Origin of the sequence: Clostridium felsineum DSM 794 (assembly GCF_002006355.2) — a bacterium.
Taxonomy (GTDB): Bacteria; Bacillota; Clostridia; order Clostridiales; family Clostridiaceae; genus Clostridium_S; species Clostridium_S felsineum.
Genome location: NZ_CP096980.1, coordinates 638,367 through 658,261 on the forward strand (window position 1 = coordinate 638,367; position 19,895 = coordinate 658,261).

Genomic DNA, 19,895 nt, shown 5'->3' on the forward strand with positions numbered 1-19,895 from the left:
GAATAATAAAACTTGCTTACTTATAGGGGGTTTTTTTATATAAAGAGTTAACTAGTTGATTAAGAATTACAAATTAGAGATTAATGCCTCAGTGAATTTATTCGTTCCTTTTGTGTTTAAATGAGAAACATCATAAAAATCTGTATTGTCATAATTATTAGATCTAAAATAGTTTAGCACTTTTATATTTTCAGTTTTTTGTATGTTACCTAAAATAGAATTGAATCTATCTTCTAGTTTTTTAGGTAAAAATTTATAGTAATGTTCCGTAGTTGGAGCTATAACTACTATGGGAGTTATATTATTTGATTTTAGTAATTTAATATAATTTTTAAAAATTAAAATATTTTCTTTTTCTGTAAGAGGATAATTTTTATTGAAATTTCTCATTGCTAAGTCATGTCCACTTTTTATTTTATCTTCATTTAAAGAACCATTTACAAAGTTATCCCAATTTGATTCAGGTGTAGAACGCAATAAATCAAATAGTATAGTTTTATAATCATTCTTAAATAGTCCTTGAATTATTTTATCAAATACATTAAATTCAGTACAAAGGTTATGTTTGTCTTTGTAATTATGCAAGGTTTTTAGAAAGGGATAATAAAAGTAGCTTCTAGAACCTGCCGAAGATTTTGAAAGATCATAATCAAAGCTGTAATATGCTAAACCTATAAATGAATATTTTATATGGTTTTCTTGCTTTTTTGAGTTAAGAATGAACTTAGCTATTTCATAATCGTAAAATAAATCTTGACTAGAAACGGCCATATTTACAGTATTAAAGGGAAGTTTACTTGCATCTATTCCAACCTCTAAATATGAAATACCAGTAATGAAGGCCTCTAAATTTTTAAATGAATTCTTGAGATTAAAGAAAGCTCTATATATTTCAAAATCATAGAAAATATTTATATATTCATAAAGATTTAGTACATCATGTAATCTTTTATCAGGCTTAACTTCATTTGTTACAATAATGAAATCATAAAAATAGGTTAAGGCTTCATCTAAAGATATAACTGGAATATTGTTTAGATATTTACCTTCATTATTGGGGTTATCAGATATAAAAGCTACTATTTTGCATTTATTATTATCAATTAATTTTTCTATTTTTAATGTTAAATAATTTATTCCAAGTATAATAATTTTTTTCAAATATATCACCTTATTTATTAAAGTATGGTATTTACATTTATAGTAAAAGTGTATAAATATACTTATATATTATGAGATTTACCATTGTAAAGTGATTAAATTTATTTGAATAGAAATTACTATTAATTTTTGCTAGAAAAAGAGATAGCCTGAGTTAACTAAAGTTCACACAGGCTATCTCCATTGATTTTAACTTCCATTATACGTGCTTTATAATTATAAATTAATAAATAATCGTACAATTTTGTAAAGCAGTTTTTAAAGCAGCTTGATCAGCTGAAGAAATATTATTAGAAGATAACATAAGAATTTTTAAGTTTGATAAAGTCTTTAATGGATCTACATTGCTTATCTTATTAGATGATAAATAAAGTGTATTTAAGTTATTTAACCCACCTAAAGAAGAAACATCATTTATCTGATTATTTGTCAAATAAAGATAAGCTAAATTATTAAGTTTATTTAAAGAAGAAATATCACTTATTTGATTATTTTCTAAGTGTAAAAATTGTAAGTTAGTTAAAGTATTTAAAGCTGATATATCTGTCAAAGCATTATTATTTAGAGCTAATTTTTTTAAGTTAATTAGAGTATTTAAAGAAGAAACATCATTTATTTCATTATTTGATAAACTGAGTAAAGTTAAATTATTTAGAGTTTTTAAAGCACTAATATCTTTTAAACCATTTGAGTTTAAAGAGAGTGTTTGTAGTTTTGTTAAGCCTACAAGAGGTATAATATTGGTTATTTTATTAGAATCTAAAGTAAGATTTTGTAAGTCTGTTAAAGTAGTTAAGGAAGAAACATCACTTATTTGATTATTAGATAAATCTAACTGATTTAAATTACGTAAATTTCCTAAGGATGAAATATCATTTATTTTATTTGAAGATAAGTTTAAAGTTTCTAATTTATTCAATCCCTTTAAAGTGCTAAGATCACTTATAGCTGTATTTGATAAATCAAGTTCATCTAGGTTAGAAAGATTTTTTAAACCATCTGTATTACTTAAAGTATTGTTATACAATTCAAGCCTTTGTAAATTAGTCAAACCTGATAATGCATTTAAATCAGTTATTTTATTGTCGCTCAAATATAAGTTTTGTAAACTTAATAAAGACTTTAAAGGAGCAATATCTGATATATTATTATTTTTTAAATAAAGTGTATTTAGAGCAGTAAGATTTTCTATACCGCTTAAATCATTTATATTAGATTTAGATGCATCTAGTGAAGAGATGTTTTGAACATCACTTTGATATAATGTTCCAGTAGGTTTATTTATGGTATTTCTAATTACTGTTTCTAAGTTTTTGTCTGAAAAGGTTACTGGATTATTTATTGTATTATTTACAGTAACAGTACAAGAGGTTTGTTTAGTACTATCACTGCTAGAAGCCGTTATAATAGCATTACCTGCTGCTAAAGCTGTTATTTTACCGTTATTATCAACAGAAACCTTGGAATTATCAGAAGAAGTCCATGATACAGTACTGTCAGTTGCATTATTAGGAGTAACAGTTGCTGTTAGAGTATCTGTTCCACCGATGTTTAACGTATCTTTAGTTTTGTTTAAAGTGATGGAATCTACAGGCACTATTTTTACAAGTCGTATTCTAATAGCTTCAACTCTAAGAGACTGACCAATTGTGCCTGCCACTTGTCCTTCACGAGTCCAATCTTGCCAACCAATATTTTGAACATGAGCTTGATATTCAACTGTATATCCAGGAAGATTTTCTAAATGCATTTTTATAGCTTCAACACGAAGCGATTTACCATCAGTACCAGCTTCTTCATTATTAGATACAGGGTTTTGCCAACCTATGTTTTGAACATGAGCTTGATATACTATTTTAGCATCATTAGGTACATCTAAAAGGTTTATTTTAAGTGCTTCAACACGAAGTGATTTACCATCAGTACCAGCTTCTTCACCGTTAGATACAGGGCTTTGCCAACCAATATTTTCAACATGTGTTTGATATTGAATTTTTGGATCAGCTTTGTCTACAGTTATAAAGCAAGAAGCTGTTTTAGCTCCGTCTACAGAAGTCGCAGTTATGTTAGCAGTTCCTTCAGCTAAAGCAGTTATTTTTCCAGTAGAGTCTACTGAAACTGTTTTATCATCAGAACTAGTCCAATTTACTTTTTGATTTGTGGTATTGGTAGGAGAAAAATTAGCAGATAAATTATCAGTGTCTCCAACCTTTAAGGTTTCATTAGACTTATTAATTGAAATAGAGTCAGGGTGAACCTTTTTTACTATTCTAATTTTAATAGCTTCAACGCGGAGAGCCTGCCCATCAGTGCCTGCTTCCGCGCCATCGGAAACCCAACCTTGCCAACCGATATTTTGAACATGAGCTTGATATTCTACAGAGTAATCAGGCATATTTTCAAGTTTAATTCTAATGGCTTCAATGCGAAGAGCTTGACCATCAGTACCCGCCTCTTCACCATTAGATACAAAGTTTTGCCAACCGATATTTTGAACATGGGTTTGATAGAGTATTTTGGCTCCTTCTGGTGCGTTAGTAAGCTTTACTTTTAGAGCTTCAACACGAAGAGCCTGACCATCAGTACCTGCTTCCATGCCATCTTGTACCCAAGGATTCTGCCAGCCTATATTTTGAACATGGGCATCGTAGGTTACACCAATATTAGTAGTATCGGTAGTATCTGCCTTGTATGTATTTGATGAACTAAAAACAGAAAAGGACATAACACATACTAAGGTAGATAGTAAAAATTTGGATTTTAATTTTCTCAATTTACATAATCCCCCTTTGAACCATATATTATCTTACAATAAATAATTATACTACAAAAAATGTATTTTTAATACAAAAAATACTTTTTTATAAAGAAGAGTGATTATTTTTATGGAAGTTAATTTAAAAATAAGATATATTTAAAATGGATGTATGATAAATGCTTATTCTATAAGAAAATGTGCCGAAATAGTGTGCGTACATCTTTTTATTGGAGGCACAAGTTTTTAGACGTTATTAGAGTGTATATAGGTATTGTTGTTAATGTTGGTGGAGTTAAAGGCAGTAGGAGAAGTAAGAATGAAAAGAGAAAAATAGGTGTATCAAAGGAACAGGTATGTGTACTTTGTGCTATTGATAGGGTAGGAAAAATAAGGAAGCCATTTATTAGTGTAGGCACATATCTCTCACTTTGATACAAAGTTAAAAGATTTTAAAATTAGGAAAGCAATTTATATATAACTATGATAAATATTTAAATAATCACACTATGCTGTTGTATAATTAAGTACGGTTACAATAGTAAAATAAAGCGAACTGTTTAATACTGATTATATGAAATATGGGCAAGTTATTGGAGGATGTCAATGATGAATATTAATTTAAATGAATACTTTAAAAAAAAAAAAAAAAATTAGTGGTAGTGTTTTGTTATCAAAAAATAATGAGATTATATTTAATGAATCATATGGATATTCAAATAAGGAAAAAGGAATTAAAAATACACCTGAAACAAAATTCATGATTGGTTCTATGACAAAGCCAATAACTGCATTATGTATTATGCAGTTATCAGAAAAAGGTATGCTTTCAACGAAGCAGAATATTGAAGATTATATTACAGACTTATACAAGGGTCAAGGAATTACAATTCATCATCTTCTAACTCATACTTCTGGGATACCTAACCACATAATGCTAAAAAAACAAATAAAATGGGGAGAACGTCATACACCAGAGGAAATACTACAAATTGTAAAAGGTTATAAATTGAAATTCCCTGTTGGTGAAAAATGGTCGTACAGTAATACCAATTATCTTATTCTTGGCTTGATAATTGAAATGGTTTCTGGAATGAGTTATCACCAATATGTTAAAAATCATATATTTATTCCTGCTAAAATGAATAATTCAGGTTTTTGTAATGAAGAACAAAAAAATGTGGCCAATAATTATATTAAGGGTGAAAAAGGCTTCTATATGGACCCATCAATATGGTTTGCTTGTGGTGATATTGTATCAACTGTTGGTGATTATTATTTGCTTGATAGAGCAATTCAGGATGGTAAACTATTGAAAACCCAAATAGTAAAGGAAATGCAAAAGCCTCACTATGATGGTAAGTATGTAAAATATGGATATGGATTGCTTATTAAAAAACATTTTGATTGTAAAAGTATATGCCATGGTGGGGGAATTGCAAATGGTTACACTTCTCACTTTGAGAAATATATTGATGACGATATTACCATTGTTGTATTAAGCAATGATTTAGTAAAATACCAATTCTTATCAATAGAAGGAGCTGGCGGTACATATATAAGTAGAGAGATTGCTTCATTGATTTATGGTAAAAAGTTAGGTGCTTTAAAGAAGATATTCTAAAAGAGATTATTAATATAGGTAGTTACTGCACATCATTTATAAAATATGAATTAAGGGAAGTTTAAAATGACTTCCCTTAAAAATTATCATATTATCAACACTGTTATTAAACATAGCTTAAAAATAAAATGGTACTGAAATTTCATTCAGTACCATTTTAAAATTTAATAACTAGTTGTAACGCTGCAATGAGGAACTGCTTTCTTAAATTCAGCTACAGAACCTGAATCAAGTACAGTATCATTAATAATGCTAAGCTCTGTTAGATTGGATAAACCATCTAAAGGAGCTACAGTAAGTATATTAGTACTATTTAAGCTAAGATTAGTTAATGTATTTAAATCCTTTAAAGGTGTTAAATCAGTTATACCAGTTGAGTCTAAGTTTACTGACATTATCTTAGCTAAACCCTTAAGAGGACTTATATCACTTAGAGTTGTATTACCTGATAAATTTAAAAATCTTAAATTATCTAGCTTATTTATAGCAGTAATATCACTTATTGTATTTTTATCTAAGGAAAGGAATTGTAGATTATTTAAAGTGTTTAAAGCAGATATATCCGTTATTTTGTTATTTACTAAATTTAATGATGATAAGCTAGTTAGTTTATTTAAAGACTCTAAATTACTAATTGCATTATTTGATAATGAAAGATTAGTTAAATTAGTTAAGTTATTTAAAGCAGATATATCCGTTATTTTGTTATCATTCAAATATAAATAATTAAGTTTTGTTAAGCTTGAAAGAAAACTAATATCACTTATATTATTATTTAGTAAAGTAAGATTTTGTAGTGCTGTTAGTCCCTTTAATGAATCAAAATTAGTTGTTTTTGAGTCGTTTAAATCAAGTTCAGATAAATTGGTTAGATTTGATAAAGCACTAACATCAGTTATAGGATTACTATTTAATTTTAATGTATTTAAACTAGTCAAATTCTTTAAAGCACTGATATCGCTTACAGTATTATTTGATAAATTCAAATTTTGTAGTTTTATTAAATTTTCAATTCCATCTAGATAAGTTATATTTTTAGCTTCAAGGTCAAGATCCATTATTCCTGTAACATCATTTTTATATAAAGTACCAGTTGGTTTATTTACGCATTTTCTTACCTCTTTTTCTAAGTTTGCATCCTTAAAGGTTACTATGTTGGATGGATTTTCATTTACCGTTACTGAGCAGGTAGCAGTTTTATTACCATCTTGTGTAGTAGCAGTTATGTTTGCAGTACCTACAGCTAAAGCAGATATTCTACCAGTACTATCAACAGAGACCTTAGAAGGATCAGATGAAGTCCAAGTTACATTTTTATTAGAAGCACTGTCAGGCTGGACATTTGCTGTTAATGAAGTAGTATCACCAGCATTTAAGGTAAGTGAATTTTTGTCTAAGGAAATAGAATCCACAGGTACAACTTTAACAAGTTTAATTCTTAAAGCCTCAATACGAAGAGCTCTGCCATCAGTACCAGCTTCTTCACCGTCTTTTACCCAAGGTTGCCAACCAACATTCTGAACATGAGCTTGGTATTCTACAGAGTAACCAGGCATATTCATAAGTTTAATTTTAACAGCTTCAACGCGAAGAGCTTTTCCATCAGTACCTGATTCTTCTCCATTATAGACACAGTCTTGCCAACCAATATTTTGAACATGAGCTTGATAGCATATTTTTGCATCTTGAGGAGCGTTTAAAAGCTTAATTTTAAAAGCTTCAACACGAAGAGCTTGACCATCAGTACCAGCCTCTTCACCATCATTAACTGGAAGCTGCCAACCGATATTTTCTACATGAGTTTGGTATTGTAATTTGGGATCTGCTTTGTTTACAGTTACAGCGCAGGAAGCAGACTTTTGGTTGTCATCTGAGGTTGCAGTAATACTAGCAGTACCTTCGGCTAAAGCAGCTATATTACCATTCTCATCAACGGAAACCTTAGAAGGATCAGATGAAGTCCAAATTACATTCTTATCAGTGGCATCAGTAGGAGATAATACAGTAGACAGGCTATCGGTTTCTCCAACTTTAAGGTTGGTTTGAGATTTATTTAAGGAAATAGAATCAAGGTGTACCCTTTTTACTATTTTAACTCTAATAGCTTCAACACGAAGAGACTTACCAACAGTACCAGCTACAGCACCATCAGTTACCCAAGGTTGCCAACCTACATTTTGAACGTGTGCTTGATACATAACTGAATAATCGGGTGCATTTTGAAGTTTGATTTTGAAAGCTTCAATACGAAGAGCTTGACCATCAGTACCAGCTTCTTCTCCATCAGCAGCTGAAGCTTGCCAGCCAATATTTTGCACATGTGCCTGATAAGTTATTTTTGCTCCAGCCGGTGCATTAGTAAGATTAAGCTTCATAGCCTCAACACGAAGAGCCTTTCCGTCAGTACCAGCTTCTTCTCCATCTTTAGACCAAGGATTTTGCCAACCAATGTTTTGAACATGGGCATCGTAAGTTACACCAACAGTATTAGTATCCGTAGTATCAGCTTTGTATGAATTTGTAGAAGTAAAAATAGAAAATGATACAAAGCATGCCAAAGTAGTGAATAAAAGTTTAGATTTTAATCTTCTCAATTTACATAATCCCCCTATTAACCATATATTATATTACATTATATAATTATACTACATAATATGTATTTTAAATACAAAAAATACATATTATATTATGATGGAATTTTATTAAACGTTATTTTTAATTTAGTAATTATAAATTTAGCTTTATGTAAAAAATAAAGGAAAATGAAAGTATACTATATTGGTATAAATTAATGCTTAAATTTAAAGCATAAGTTATTTTGCAAGTAGAGCATATAATTATTATAATATACAAAGCGATATATTGTGGTCGGGACAAGAAAAATAAGATATTTATACTACATATTGTGGAGGCGTAATCATATGGTTGATTTTAAAAAATTGTGCAAGGAAGCTTTAAAGGCTATTAAGGATGATGAAAATATATATAATGAAGAAAGACTTATGGGAGTACTTAAACATATAGTTCGTGATGACATGAAAGAAGAAGAACAGATTAAATCTGTGATTCAAGTATGTTTAGAATTAACTAAAGTTGATGAACCAAAATGGCTTGAAGGTGCAGCTAGACTTTATGTCATGAATTTATATAACCAAGTTAAAAAAAATAGAGGTATATCTAAAGAAGATCCTTATGAGAACTTTTATGCTTTTATTACAGAACTAACTAATGAAGGTCTTTATGGGGAGTACATATTGGAAAATTACTCTAGAGAAGACATACATGAACTTGAGAAATTTATTAAAAGAGATAGGGATTTTTTATTTACATATAGTGGAATAAAGCTTCTTTCTGAAAGATATTTGATACAAAATTTTGAGAGAAAGGTACTTGAACTTCCACAGCAAATGTTTATGGGAATAGCTATGCATCTTGCCATTCCTGAGAAAAAAGAAGAAAGAGTTTACTTTGCAAAAAGATTTTATGATGTTTTAAGTTCTCTTAAGGCTACTATGGCTACACCAACTATGTCCAATGCAAGAAAACCGTTTTACCAATTAAGTTCTTGTTTTATAGATACTGTTCATGATAGCCTAAAGGGAATATATAAATCACTTGATAACTTTGCCAATGTTTCTAAATTCGGTGGTGGAATGGGAGTGTATTTTGGAAAGGTAAGGTCTATGGGAGCTTCAATAAGGGGATTTAAAGGAGCATCAGGAGGAGTTGTACCTTGGGTTAAGCTTTTCAATGATACAGCAATAGCAGTAGATCAGCTTGGAGTTAGAAATGGAAGTGTGGCAGTTTGGTTAGACGCGTGGCACAAAGATTTACCTGAATTTATGCAGCTTAGAACCAACAATGGAGATGATAGAAAAAAGGCGCATGATGTATTTCCAGGAATATGTTACCCAGATCTTTTTTGGAGACTTGCTGAGGAAAATATAGATGCAAATTGGTACATGATGTGTCCTCATGAAATAAATTTAGTTAAAGGATATAATTTAGAAGACTTTTATGGACAAGAATGGGAAAGAAGATATTTCGATTGTGTTGAAGATGATAGAATACAAAAAAGAGTAATGTCAGTTAAAGATATGGTAAGACTTATTATAAAAAGTGCAGCTGAAACAGGAACACCATTTGCATTTTATAGAGATGCTGCAAATAAGATGAATCCTAATAAGCACAAAGGAATGATATATTCTTCAAATTTATGTACAGAGATAATGCAGAATATGAGTCCTATGGAAATATTAGAGGACGAAATTGTAGATGAAAATGGAGATAAAATAATAGTACAAAAGATTAAATCAGGGGATTTTGTAGTATGTAATCTTTCTTCAATTGTCCTTGGTAATGTAGATGTAAATAACGATGAGGAGCTTCAATACGTGGTAGAAACTCAAATAAGGGCTATGGATAATGTAATTGACCTTAATTATTATTCAGTACCTTTTGCAGAGGTTACAAATAAAAAATATAGAGGAATAGGACTCGGAACAAGCGGATATCATCACATGCTTACTAATAACAAAGTAGCCTTTACCAGTGAAGAACATTTTGATTTTGCAGATAGGATTTATGAAAAAATCAATTATTACGCTATAAAGGCATCTACTAATATTGCAAGAGAAAAAGGTAGATACGATTATTTTGAAGGTTCTGACTGGGAAAATGGAGATTATTTTAAGCTAAGGGGTTATGCTTCTAATGAGTGGAAGGAATTAAAAGAAGAAGTTAAAAAATACGGAATGAGAAATGGTTATATTATGGCAGTTGCCCCTAATGGATCTACAGCTACTATTGCAGGAACCTCGGAAGGAATAGATCCAGTTATGTCTAGATTTTGGATGGAAGAGAAGAAGGGTAGTATAACGCCAAAGATAGCACCAAATCTTTCTAAAGAGAATTTTTGGTTTTATAATTCAGCTTACAATATAGAACAAAAGCTTTGCATTAAGATAAATGGTATAAGACAAAGACATATAGATCAATCACAATCCTTTAACCTTTACATAACTACAGATTATACTATGAGACAAATTATGAACTTGTATATAGAAGCATATAAGGCTGGTGTTAAGAGCATATATTATGTTAGGTCAAAATCTTTAACAGTTGATGATTGTGATAGCTGTTCGGCATAGAAAATAAGGAGGAGTTTTAAGGTGGCAATAAATAGAAGACCTTTATTCAATGAGTATGGAGATACAGAGACCAGTAAAAAAAGAATAGTGAATGGTAATACAACAAATTTAAATGATTTTAACAACATGAAATATACCTGGGTTTCGGATTGGTATAGGCAGGGTATGAACAATTTTTGGATACCAGAAGAAATAAATCTTTCACAGGATTTAAAGGATTATTCAAAGCTTACAGATAGTGAAAGAGAAGCTTACGATAAAATACTTTCTTTTTTAATATTTTTAGATTCTGTACAAACAGCTAATTTAGGAAATATAAATGATTATATAACTGCAAGTGAAGTGAATTTATGTCTTACAATCCAGGCTTTTCAAGAAGCGGTACATTCACAAAGCTATAGTTATATGCTAGATACGATATGTTCTCCTGAAAAAAGAAATGAGATATTATTTCAATGGAAGGAAGATGAAGTGCTTCTTTCAAGAAATAAATTCATAGGGGATATATATAACAAATTTGTTGAAAATCCTAATGAAGAAAATTTTTTAAAGGCTATAATGGGTAACTATGTACTTGAAGGGATTTATTTTTATTCTGGTTTTATGTTCTTTTATAATTTAGAGAGAAATGGAAAAATGCCGGGTTCAGCCCAAGAGATAAGATACATTAACAGGGACGAAAATACTCATTTGTGGCTTTTTAGAAATATAATAAAGGAACTTCAAAGGGAAGAACCAGAGATGTTCACAGAAGCTATTAAAAAAGAACTCAGTGATATGATTAAGATAGGTGTAGAAAATGAAATAACCTGGGGACATTATGTAATAGGTGATAATGTTCAGGGAATAAATAAAAGCTTAATTGAGGATTACATAAAATATTTGGGAAATAAAAGGCTTGAGGCAATTGGCTTTGAACCAATATACAAAGGCTATGATAAAAATCCAGCCTCTTGGGTTGATATTTATGCTGATGCAAACTCAGTTAAAACAGACTTTTTTGAAGCTAAATCAACAGCTTATGCAAAAGCTAGCACTTTAGTAGATGATTTGTAATAAAAAGCCAGTGAATTTTCACTGGCTTTAATCATTAAAATCCGTAATTAATAGTGCATTTAGGTAAAGCTGCTTTTAAAGCATTTAAGTCCGATTTACTTATATCAATAAAGATAAATAGAGTTTGTAAATTAGTCATGCTTTTTAAAGGTGTAATATCACTAATTGGATTATCTGAAACATCTAGGCAAACTAAATTAATTAAATTAGTAGCAGGACTAATATCCTTAATTTGGTTATGGGATACAGATAAAGTTTTCAGATTAGTTAAACCTTTAATAGAGCTGATATCACTAATATTATTTGACATCAAATCCAAATCATTAAGGTTAGTTAAATTTTGTATAGGACTAATATCACTAATTTGATTATCGTTAATATTTAAAGATTTAAGATTAATCAGGTTTTTTATAAAGTATAGATCTGTTATTTTATTATTACTAAGATAAAGTGATTGTAAATTTTTTGAGTTTATTAAAGGTGCAGTATCAGAAAAATTACAATACTCTAAATTAAGTCTAGATAAATTAGGTAAACTTGCTAAAGTATTAAAATTACTAATATTGTTATTGTAAGCTAAGTCCAGTGATTGTAAATTCTTTAATTCAGATAAAGCCGTTATGTTTGAAAGTCCGCATTTATTCATGCTTAAAGATTGTAAATTTGTTAAGTTCCTAATAGGACTAATGTCTTTAATATTACAATCATCTAATAGTAGACTAGTTAAAGAAGTTAAATCCTTAATAGGAGAAATATCAGTAATTGGAGTATTGCGTAAATCTAAGGTTTTTAAGTTTTTTAAATCTTTTATAGCACTAATATCAGTTAACTGGTTATTGGCAAGACTTAATTCTTGAAGGTTTGTAAGATACTGAATTCCGTCTAAAGAAGCCATATTAGTATAACGTGCTATAGCACCACCTGAAGCGTTAAGGGAAGTTATATTTGCAACTTCAGCGGAATATATAGGACCACTAGGTTTTTTTAATGCATCTCTTACTGCCGTTTCTAGGCAAGGATCTTTAAAAGTAACAACAGATTTATCATTTACATTTACAGTACAAGAAGCTGCCTTATTTCCATCAACAGATGTAGCAGTAATAGTAGAAGTACCAGCTTTATTGGCAGTTATTTTTCCATTAGCATCAACAGAAACTATGCTAGAATCTGAAGAAGCCCAAGAAACAGCTTTATTAGGAACACTACTTGGATTAACAGTAGCTGATAATGTATCAGAATCACCTATGTTTAATGTATCTGTAGTTTTATTTAAAGAAACTGAATCTACAGCTGCAGGTTTAATAAGTTTAATTTTTATAGCTTCTATTCTAAGATTTTGACCATCGGTACCAGCTTCTGCGCCATCAGAAACCCAATTTTGCCAGCCCAAATTTTGAATATATGCTTGATACTGAATAGAATAGCCTGGCATATTTTGAAGTTTGATTTTAAGAGCTTCAACCCGAAGAGCTTTACCATCAGTACCAGCTTCATTACCGTTTTCTACCCAATTTTGCCAACCAATATTTTGAACGTGTGTTTGATATACTATTTTAGCATCTGCTGGTGCATTGACAAGATTTATTTTTAGTGCTTCAACTCTAAGAGACTTACCCTCGGTACCAGCCTCTATTCCATCACTAACTGGAGCTTGCCAACCAATATTTTCAACATGTGTTTGATATTGTACACCAGGAGAAACCTCGCCTACAGTAACAAAACAAGAAGCTGTTCTTTGACCATCATTTGATGTAGCAGTTATACTTGCAGTACCATTAGCTAGTGCTTTAATATTTCCGCTATTATCTACAGAAACTATATTAGAATTGGAAGAAGTCCAAGTCAAATCCTTGTTTGTTGTATTATCTGGATTGAAGGACGCTTTTAAAGTATCAGTATCTCCAACTTTTAAAGTGTCTGTAGTTTTGTTAAGAGAAATAGAATCAGGATGAACCTTTTTTACTAATTTGATTCTGATAGCCTCAACACGAAGGCCTTTTCCATTAGTACCAGCTTCAGCACCATCGGAAACCCAATCCTGCCAACCAACATTTTCAACATGAGCTTGATATTGAATAGAATAATCAGGCATATTTTCAAGTTTGATTTTAATGGCTTCAACGCGAAGAGCCTTACCATCAGTACCAGCCTCTATACCATCAGAAACCCAATTTTGCCAACCAACATTCTGTACGTGAGTTTGATAGCTTATTTTAGCACCAGCTGGAGCGTTTACAAGTTTGATTTTAAGAGCTTCAACACGAAGAGCTTGACCATCAGTACCAGCTTCAGAGCCATCTTTAGCCCAAGGATTTTGCCATCCAATATTTTGTACATGAGCATCATAGGTTACACCTACACTTGTGTCATTAGTATCTGCCTTAACTGTATTTGCATTATTTAGAGCAGAAACGGATGCTAGACATACAAATGCAGCAATAAGGCATTTTAGCTTAAATTTCTTCAATTTTATTTTTCCCCCTTAAATATTAAATTTCACTAATATTATACCATGAGAATGGGAAAATTTGATTATATTTTTTATTTAGATTAAACAAATAAATAAAAAAGAGTATTATTTATGATTAAAATATAATCATAAATAATACTCTTTGTGATGAATTTCAATGTTTATTTAACAGTTATTGTACAATTAGGTAATTGAGTTTTTAAGTTTTGTAAATCTGAATCACTTATTGTTCCAACAAGAGTTAAGCTTTTTAAATTAGGTAGCGCTTTTAAAACAGCAATATTATCTTTATTACTATATTGTTCTGTGCCTAAAGTTAAAGATTTTAAATTAGTCAAGTTTTTAATTGGACTAATATCTGTAACAGGGTTTAAGTCCAAGGTTAAGTTTTCTAAATTAGTTAAAGCTGAAAGCTTGCTAATATCGTCTACATAATTGTTAGTAAGAGATAAATCTTTAAGGTTTGTAAAGTACTCTATACCGCTTAAATTAGGATGACCAAATCTATAATAACCACTAACAGAAAGATGCTCTAGTTTAGGAATGTCACTAGTATATACATGTTTAACAGTATTGTCATTACCATATAAAGCAGTTAAAATTGAATCTTCTACATAAACAGATCCAAAGCTTATAATAGTTTTATTAGTTACAGTTACATTGGAAGATATAGTTCTACCATCTGGAGTTTTTGCTGTAATAACAGCAGTACCTTGTTTATTTCCTTTTAGAGTACAAGAAGTATCATTAGGACTAATAACTGATACTATGCTGCTGTCAGAACTAGACCAAGTAAGAGGATAAATACTACCAGCAACGGATAATGAACTATAACCATTAATATCTAGTGAAAGATTAGAATTATCAATGGTAAGTGGTGGGTATTGACCATCGTTTGGTATTACATGAACTTTGCATACTGCTTCATTTTGGTCACCACCAACAGGAGTGGTAGAACAACTAGCAGTAATAGTTATATCACCAGGTTTGAAAGCACAAAGATATCCGTTCTGAAAAGAAGCTATAGAGTCATCAGATGATTGCCATTTTATATTAATATCGTTAGAATCGGAAGAAGGATTATCAAATTTAGTAGTGAAACTTTCATAAGAGCCTACCTTCATTGTAATTTCTGTTTTATCTAAAACTGGTATATTTGAATTTTTTACTAGCTTAGCCTCAATAGCTTCAACACGAAGGTTTTTACCCATAGTACCAGCAATTTTATTATCAGTTACCCAATCTTGCCAACCAAGGTTTTGAACGTAAGCCCTATATTCTACATGATAATTAGGTAAATTTGAAACATCTATTGTAAAAGCTTCAATACCAAGATTTTGACCAATAGTACCAGCTACTTCTCCAGCGTTAACATCACCATAACCTTGCCAACCAATATTTTGGACATAGGCGTGATAAGTTATTTTAGCATTTGCTGGTGCATTTTCAAGATTCATTTTTAGTGCTTCAACTCTAAGAGCTTTACCCTCAGTACCAGCTTCTTGTCCATCACTAACAGGAGCTTGCCAACCAATATTTTGAACATGAGTTTGGTAAGTTACTTTAGGCTCTTTAGTGTTAGCATTTACAGTTACATTGCAAGAAGCTGTTTTTTGTCCATCTTCAGAGGTAGCGGTTACAGTAGCATTACCAGCTTTATTAGCAGTTATTTTTCCACTTTTATCAACAGAAACTATATTTGAATCAGAAGAAGACCAAGTTACATTCTTGTTTGTTGTATTGTCTGGATTAAATGAAGCAGATAATGTATCAGTATCTCCAACGGTTAAAGCATCAGAAGTTTTATTAAGAGTAATAGAATTAGTGTTAACATTTTTTACAATTCTAATTCTTACAGCCTCAACACGAAGACCTTTACCATCAGTACCAGCTTCAGCGCCATCAGAAACCCAATCCTGCCAGCCAACATTTTCAACATGAGCTTGATACTGAACAGAATAACCAGGCATGTTTTCGAGTTTAATTCTAATAGCTTCAACGCGAAGAGACTTACCATCGGTACCAGCCTCCGCACCATCAGAAACCCAATCTTGCCAACCAATATTCTGTACGTGAGTTTGATAACTTATTTTAGCTCCAGCTGGAGCATTTTGGAGTTTGATTTTAAGAGCTTCAACACGAAGAGCTTGCCCATCAGTACCAGCTTCTCCGCCGTCTTTAGCCCATGGATTTTGCCAACCAATGTTTTGTACGTGGGCGTCATAAGATACACCCACAGTAGTAGTGTCTGCTTTAACTTTGTGTGTAGGATTAAAAGTAGAAAAAGTAGCTATACATACAAAACTAGCAATTAGGCATTTTAACTTTAGTTTATTCAATTTTAGTTTTCCCCCTTAAATATTAAAATTCATTAGTATTATAACATAGCAATGGTAAAATTTAATTGTATTTTTTATTTAAATTAAAGATATATAAAAAAACCAGTGCTGATTGCACTGGCTTTTAATTATTTATATTGAACAGTTATTGAACAATTAGGTAAAATGGCTTTTATATGCTGTAAATCTTCATCAGTTACATATCCATTAATTATCTTAAGTTCTTTTAAATTAGGTAGAGTGTTTAAAACCTCCATATTAGCTATAGGAGTAGTATGATTATAACTTAAAGTTAGAGATTTTAAATTCTTTAAGTCTTTAAGAGCACTAACATCTTTAATGTCATTATTATCTAATTCTAAGGTTTCAAGTTTTGTTAGGCCCTTAAGAGGAGTGATATCTGATATACGGTTATAGCTAAGATTTAAGTTTTTAAGCCCAGTAAGAGCTTCTATTCCAGATAAATCCTCAAAAGTATAATGAGGAGTTAAACGATCACTAAAAGTTCCATGTGCATCAAGCGTTTCTAAATAAGGTAAACCTGACTGATTTGTTGGTAAACCGGCTTTAGATAATGCAGAATATACAGTACTTGATAGTATCTGTTCATTAAAATTGATAGCTTTTTCATTAGTTACATGAACAGTGCAAGAAGCAGTTTTATCACCACAAGTAGCAGTTATAATGGCAGTACCTTCTTTTTTTCCTGTAACAGCGCCATATTTATCAACAGATGCTATGCTATCATCAGAAGATTTCCAAGAGGTAGTAGAGTGTACAAGCGGAGTTACTTTGTCATTTAAAGAATGCATATTTCCAATATCTAATGAAATATCAGATGCGTCTAAACTTATAGAATTAACTATGGTTTTATCTAATACAGTTACAGTACAGGAAGCTTTTTTAGTATTATCATCAAGTGAAGTAGCAGTTATAGTAGCAGTACCTGCCTTATTTCCTGTAACATAACCATTCTGACTAACATCAGCTATACTTTCATCCGAAGAGGTCCAAGAAACTCCCTTGTTATTAGCATTATCAGGATTTAATGTAGCGTTTAAGAGGTCGTAGTTATTAATTCCAAGTGTAATATTAGTTTTGTCCAAAGTAACTGAATTAACATGTATAGCTGGTCCAACAGTTACAGTACAAGAAGCAGTTTTATGATTAATTTTAGAAGTAGCGGTTATAGTAGCAGTACCTTCTTTTAAACCCCTAATATGGCCACAGTCATCAACAGAAACTATACTGCTATCATAGGAAGCCCAAGATATACCATCTGTATGGCTTGGTGTTGTTGGTGAAGTTGAGTAATTTATAAATTTGTCGTCTCCAACCGCTATTTTATAATTTGTTGTTGGCATATTAATTGAATCTATAGGTATAATTTGTGGTGCAGGTTTTGCTTTAACTATCCTAATCCTAAGAGCCTGAATATCAAAAGGAATAGGAGTGGTACGAGTATAATCACCATCATATACCCAATCAGTCCAACCCTTTTCAGCCATGTATGCTTGATATTCAATTGAATACCCAGGCATATTTTCTAATTTCATTGAAAAACCATCTAGATAACTTGTACCATTACAAAGAAGTTCTTTACCATCACTGCTTTCAAGCTTTTCACCCATACTAGTATTTGTATATGCATCATAAACAATATGAGCTCCTGCTGGTGCGTTTTTTAGATTAACTTTTAAACCCTGAAGTGAAAGCGGCCTTCCACCAATACCAGCGTCAGCACCATCCTTTACGGTACTTTCCCAACCAGCACTTTTAAAATAAGGAGTATATTCTACAGAAGGTTCTGGATTATTTACAGTAACGCTGCAGGATGCAGTTTTTTTACCATCAATAGATGAAGCAGTAATAGTAGTAGTACCGGCTTTTATTCCCGTAACCTTACCTGAAGCATCAACGTCTGCAATGCTGCTATCAGAAGAAGTCCAGACAAAAGTACCATTTGTTGGAGCTACAGTGGCAGATAATGTATCAGAGTTTCCAACAATTATTGCATCTGTTTGTTTGTTTAAGGAAATTGAATCTATAGGCACAGTCTTAACAATTCTAATTCTTACAGCTTCCACGCGAAGACCTTGTCCGTTAGTGCCGGCCTCTTCTCCATCATTAACCCAATTTTGCCAACCAATATTTTCAACATGAGCTTGATACTGAACAGAATAACCAGGCATATTTTCAAGTTTTATTTTAAAAGCTTCTACACGAAGACCTTGTCCGTCAGTACCAGCTTCAGCGCCATCAGAAACCCAGTTTTGCCAACCAACATTTTGTACGTGTGCTTGATAAGTTATTTTAGCACCTGCTGGTGCATTTATAAGCTTCATTTTTAGTGCTTCAATTCTAAGAGACTTACCCTCAGTACCAGCCTCTTTTCCATCACTAACAGGATCTTGCCAACCAATATTTTGAACATGAGTTTGGTAAGTTACTTCAGGTTCTTTAGTGCTAGCTTTTACAGTTACATTACAAGAAGCTGTTTCCTTTCCATCCTCAGAGGTAGCCGTTACGGTAGCATTACCAGCAGCTACAGCAGTTATTTTCCCATTTTTATCAATAGACACTATATTTGAATCAGAAGAAGACCAAGCTATATTTTTGTTTGTTGTATTATCTGGATTAAATGAAGCAGATAATGTATCAGTATCTCCAACACTTAAAGAATCAGAAGTTTTATTAAGAGTAATAGAATTAGCACTAACGTTCTTAACAATTCTAATTCTTACAGCTTCAATACGAAGACCTTTACCGTCAGTACCAGCCTCGTTTCCATCAGAAACCCAGTCTTGCCAGCCAACATTTTCAATATGAGCTTGATACTGAACAGAATAACCAGGCATGTTTTCGAGTTTAATTCTAATAGCTTCAACGCGAAGAGACTTACCATCGGTACCAGCCTCTGCACCATCAGAAACCCAATCTTGCCAACCAATATTCTGTACGTGAGTTTGATAGCTTATTTTAGCTCCAGCTGGAGCATTTTGGAGTTTGATTTTAAGAGCTTCAACACGAAGAGCTTGTCCATCAGTACCAGCTTCTCCGCCGTCTTTAGCCCATGGATTTTGCCAACCAATGTTTTGCACGTGGGCGTCATAAGATACACCTACAGTAGTAGTGTCTGCTTTAATTTTATGTGTAGGATTAAAAGTAGAAAAAGCAGCGATACATACAAAACTAGCAATTAGGCATTTTAACTTTAGTTTATTCAATTTTAGTTTTCCCCCTTGAGTATATATTTTTATAAGTCTAGTATATTATACTATAAATTTAAAATTAACATTAATTAAATTAAAAAAATGTTAAAATATATTCTTGCATATAG

At 31.3% G+C, this 19,895-nt stretch carries 10 protein-coding genes; 4 read left to right on the forward strand and 6 right to left on the reverse strand.

What is annotated here, in order from left to right:
• Positions 1 to 66: 66 nt before the first annotated feature.
• Both CLFE_RS03005 and CLFE_RS03010 read right to left on the reverse strand, forming a co-directional pair.
• Entirely contained in the window at positions 67 to 1,161 is a 1,095-nt protein-coding gene (locus tag CLFE_RS03005) for a nucleoside-diphosphate sugar epimerase/dehydratase (protein ID WP_077893348.1), read from the reverse strand.
• Between the two features lie 223 nt (positions 1,162 to 1,384).
• Positions 1,385 to 3,934, reverse strand: a complete 2,550-nt coding sequence (locus CLFE_RS03010) for a leucine-rich repeat domain-containing protein (RefSeq protein ID WP_139356146.1) — start codon at positions 3,932 to 3,934, stop codon at positions 1,385 to 1,387.
• 243 nt (positions 3,935 to 4,177) lie between these two features.
• Between CLFE_RS03010 and CLFE_RS03015 the strand changes: the two genes are divergently transcribed.
• The gene (locus tag CLFE_RS03015; protein ID WP_169850934.1) at positions 4,178 to 4,351 is read left to right on the forward strand and encodes a hypothetical protein; all 174 of its coding nucleotides are present in this window, start codon (positions 4,178 to 4,180) and stop codon (positions 4,349 to 4,351) included.
• 190 nt (positions 4,352 to 4,541) lie between these two features.
• Positions 4,542 to 5,540 (forward strand): serine hydrolase domain-containing protein, encoded by a 999-nt coding sequence (locus CLFE_RS03020; RefSeq protein WP_250944720.1) that lies wholly within the window; start codon positions 4,542 to 4,544, stop codon positions 5,538 to 5,540.
• 164 nt (positions 5,541 to 5,704) lie between these two features.
• Here the strand turns inward: CLFE_RS03020 and CLFE_RS03025 are convergent, their stop codons facing one another.
• Positions 5,705 to 8,134, reverse strand: coding sequence for an Ig-like domain-containing protein (locus CLFE_RS03025; RefSeq protein ID WP_077893349.1), 2,430 nt, complete (start codon positions 8,132 to 8,134; stop codon positions 5,705 to 5,707).
• A gap of 327 nt (positions 8,135 to 8,461) precedes the next feature.
• Here CLFE_RS03025 and CLFE_RS03030 point away from each other — a divergent pair, with 327 nt between their 5' ends.
• Both CLFE_RS03030 and CLFE_RS03035 read left to right on the forward strand, forming a co-directional pair.
• A complete protein-coding gene (locus CLFE_RS03030; RefSeq protein WP_077893350.1) occupies positions 8,462 to 10,690 on the forward strand; it encodes a ribonucleoside-diphosphate reductase subunit alpha in 2,229 nt (742 codons plus the stop codon).
• 21 nt (positions 10,691 to 10,711) lie between these two features.
• Positions 10,712 to 11,746 (forward strand): ribonucleotide-diphosphate reductase subunit beta, encoded by a 1,035-nt coding sequence (locus tag CLFE_RS03035; protein WP_077893351.1) that lies wholly within the window; start codon positions 10,712 to 10,714, stop codon positions 11,744 to 11,746.
• Between the two features lie 34 nt (positions 11,747 to 11,780).
• Here the strand turns inward: CLFE_RS03035 and CLFE_RS03040 are convergent, their stop codons facing one another.
• The 3 genes from CLFE_RS03040 to CLFE_RS03050 all read right to left on the reverse strand — a co-directional run bounded on the left by CLFE_RS03040 (position 11,781) and on the right by CLFE_RS03050 (position 19,782).
• Positions 11,781 to 14,213 (reverse strand): leucine-rich repeat domain-containing protein, encoded by a 2,433-nt coding sequence (locus tag CLFE_RS03040; RefSeq protein ID WP_077893352.1) that lies wholly within the window; start codon positions 14,211 to 14,213, stop codon positions 11,781 to 11,783.
• A gap of 164 nt (positions 14,214 to 14,377) precedes the next feature.
• The gene (locus CLFE_RS03045) at positions 14,378 to 16,555 is read right to left on the reverse strand and encodes an Ig-like domain-containing protein (protein ID WP_077893353.1); all 2,178 of its coding nucleotides are present in this window, start codon (positions 16,553 to 16,555) and stop codon (positions 14,378 to 14,380) included.
• Between the two features lie 128 nt (positions 16,556 to 16,683).
• Entirely contained in the window at positions 16,684 to 19,782 is a 3,099-nt protein-coding gene (locus tag CLFE_RS03050) for an Ig-like domain-containing protein (RefSeq protein ID WP_077893354.1), read from the reverse strand.
• Positions 19,783 to 19,895: the final 113 nt, after the last annotated feature.